The 2,623-nt window shown below is 70.8% G+C and carries 3 protein-coding genes; all 3 read right to left on the bottom strand.

Annotated features, from left to right (window positions below; genetic code table 11):
- Window positions 1-1,084, bottom strand: a 1,084-nt coding sequence (gene crtI, locus FV228_RS26410) for a phytoene desaturase family protein (protein WP_147857238.1), incomplete at its 3' end; no start/stop codon positions are given.
- Between the two features lie 103 nt (window positions 1,085-1,187).
- Window positions 1,188-2,030 (bottom strand): type 1 glutamine amidotransferase, encoded by an 843-nt coding sequence (locus FV228_RS26405; protein ID WP_147857237.1) that lies wholly within the window; start codon window positions 2,028-2,030, stop codon window positions 1,188-1,190.
- A gap of 106 nt (window positions 2,031-2,136) precedes the next feature.
- Window positions 2,137-2,623, bottom strand: a 487-nt coding sequence (locus FV228_RS26400) for an ABC transporter permease (protein ID WP_147857236.1), incomplete at its 5' end; no start/stop codon positions are given.

Genomic DNA, 2,623 nt, shown 5'->3' with positions numbered 1-2,623 from the left:
GGGCCGCGAGGTAGGCGGTGGGGTCCGGGGCCGGCTCGCCCTTGTTGTAGATGTAGTCGAACTCCTCCTCGGGGTCCCGGGAGAAGACGAAGTCGTGGTGGTTCAGGTGCTCGTAGCGCTTGTTCAGGCCGAGATAGAGCACCACGCCCGAGCAGGCCGGCTCGGGGTTCTTCTTCTCGTAGGCCTTGCCGGCGGCGCCACCCACCAACTCGCGGTAGGTGCGGACCGAATCCATGTTCGAGATCACGGCGTCGAACGGCGTCATGCCCTCGGCGGTGCGCACGCCCCGGACCGCGCCGTTGGCGGTCTCGATCCCGGTCACCTCGGTGTCGGTCTTGCAGGTGGCGCCCAGTTCCTGCGCGAGCTTGGCCAGGCCCTCGGCCACCGCGCGGGTGCCGCCCATCGGGTACCAGACGCCGTCGGCCGTCTGCATGTGGGCGATGGCGCAGAGCACCGCCGGCGCCCCGTAGGGCGAGGAGCCGACGTATTGCACGAAGTGGTCGAGCATCTGCGCGAGGCGCGCATCCTTGACCTTGCCGCGGATCGTCGAGGCGACCGAGGCGTGCATGCGCAGGGACAGCACGTCGCGCAGGGTGCCGGGGTTCATGTTGGCCCGGATGTTGATCGTGTCGAACAGATCCTCGACCGGCTTCCAGAAGAAGAATTTTTCGGACACGCCGTGGAGATGTTCGGAAATGGAAAGGAACTTCTTGTAGCCGTCGCCGCTGCCGGGGGCGAAGCGGTCCATGTCGCCGGCCATCCGCTCGATATCCTGCATCAGGTCGATGCGGGAGCCGTCGTCGAAGAAGCAGCGCCATTGCGGGTCGAGGCGGCGCAGGTCCATGTAATCGTGGACCGAGCGGCCGGCCTCGGTGAAGATCCGTTCCAGCACCCGCGGCACCGTCAGGATGGTCGGGCCCATGTCGAAGCGGAAGCCGCCTTCGTGCAGCACCGCCGCCTTGCCGCCGAGCCAGCCGTTCTTGTCGTAGACCGTGACGCGGTGGCCGCGTGCCGCAGCCACGCACGCGGCCGCGAGTCCGCCGAGCCCGCTGCCGATCACGGCGACCGTCGAATCCTGACTCATCCTGATAGGTCGCTCCCCGGGCCCGTCAGAGCGTTGCCCGCATTGCGAAGCTAGACGCGGGGCCTCGCGGGTCAACGCGCCACCCGGTCGCGGTACCGGCCTGTCAGGCCTCGTTTGGGGACAGCTGGGCCAGGAAGTTACCGATCTCGCGACGGCGCAGGGGCGCGTCGAGCACCTCCGGGCCGAGGCCGTGGCGCCAGGCGAGGCGCCGCGCGGCCTCGAAATCGTCGCCCTGAAGGCCTGCGATCTCGTCGGCATAGGTCGCCACCGCGTCCGGGTCCGCGGCGAACCCGGCCTCGACGATCGCGGTGTCGCAGAGGCGCAGCATCGCGGCGACCTCCTCGAGGTCGAGTTCGGGGTGGTACTGCGTGCCCCAGAACCAGCCAGCCCCGTGCCGGATCTCGATGGCCTGGACGCCCAGGACCCGGTTTCCCGCCAGCACCCGCGCCCCCGGGGGCGGCTCGAGAACCGCGTCCGAGTGGATCGCAGGCGCGTCCCAGACCGCCGGGCGGCCGGCCAGCAGCGGATGGCTCCGGCCTTCCTGGGTCGGGGTGATCGCCCGGGCGAAGCCGTATTCCGGCCCACGTGGATTCTCGGCCGCGTGCCCACCGGCCACGGTGGCGGCGACCTGCACGCCCCAGCAGGATCCGAACACCGCGAGCCCCGCCTCCAGGGCCGCCCGCATCAGATCGAGCTGGCGGGTCACCGCCGGCGTGCCCTCGGAGACCTTCAGGGTCGAGCCGGTGAAGATCAGCCCGTCGAAATCCGACAGGTCCTGCGGCAGGTCCGCGTCGGCATCGGCAGGGTTGAGGAATCGACACGCCGTCTCGGGGGCGAAGTCGTGGACCACCACGGCGTAGGATTCGGCCGAGGTCCGGCCCGTCGCCGCGACATGCCGCTCTCGGGCGGCCCGATCGTTGCCGTCGGCGATGAGCAGGCGGAGCATGGCGTTCTCACTTTGTACGGGGGCGGACCCTGCCCGAACGGCCCCGCCTTGTCCGGGGACGGCTGGTCGCAGGTGCGGAGCGGATCGTCGCGGCGTCGTGGGCGGATCAGACGGTCCGCCGCGACACCAGGCCGAGCGCCAGCCCCAGCCCACCGAGCGTCAGCGCCGCCAACACCGCGAAGGCTGGCACGGCGGAGCCGAAGCCCTCGCCCAGGGCGTTCTGATAGGCCTCGATCGCCCAGGCGTTCGGGGTGAGCCAGCCGGCTTGTTGCAGCCACGGCGGCATCAGGAAGCGCGGCACCATCGAGCCGCCGACGGCCGAAAGCAGCAGCACCCCGAAGGTGGAGGCGAGGTGGGCCTGCTGGCGTGAGGCGGCCAGGGCGCAGGCGGCGAGCGCCAGTCCCGCAGCCATGGCCGAGACCAGCAGGCAGGCGGTGAGGAAGGCGCCCCAATGCGGGCCGATCTCGACGCCGTAGAGCAGCCCGGCCGCCAGGAAGATCAGCCCGGCCTGGACCATGCCCTGCAGCGTCAGAAACCCGAACTTGCCGAGCACCACCACCGGCAGGCCGCCGGGTCCGGCCATCAGGCGCTCG

The sequence above is a fragment of the Methylobacterium sp. WL18 genome (assembly GCF_008040015.1).
GTDB lineage: Bacteria > Pseudomonadota > Alphaproteobacteria > Rhizobiales > Beijerinckiaceae > Methylobacterium > Methylobacterium mesophilicum.
The sequence above is the reverse complement of the archived record's forward strand: the minus strand, read 5'-3'. Positions and strand labels throughout refer to the sequence as shown.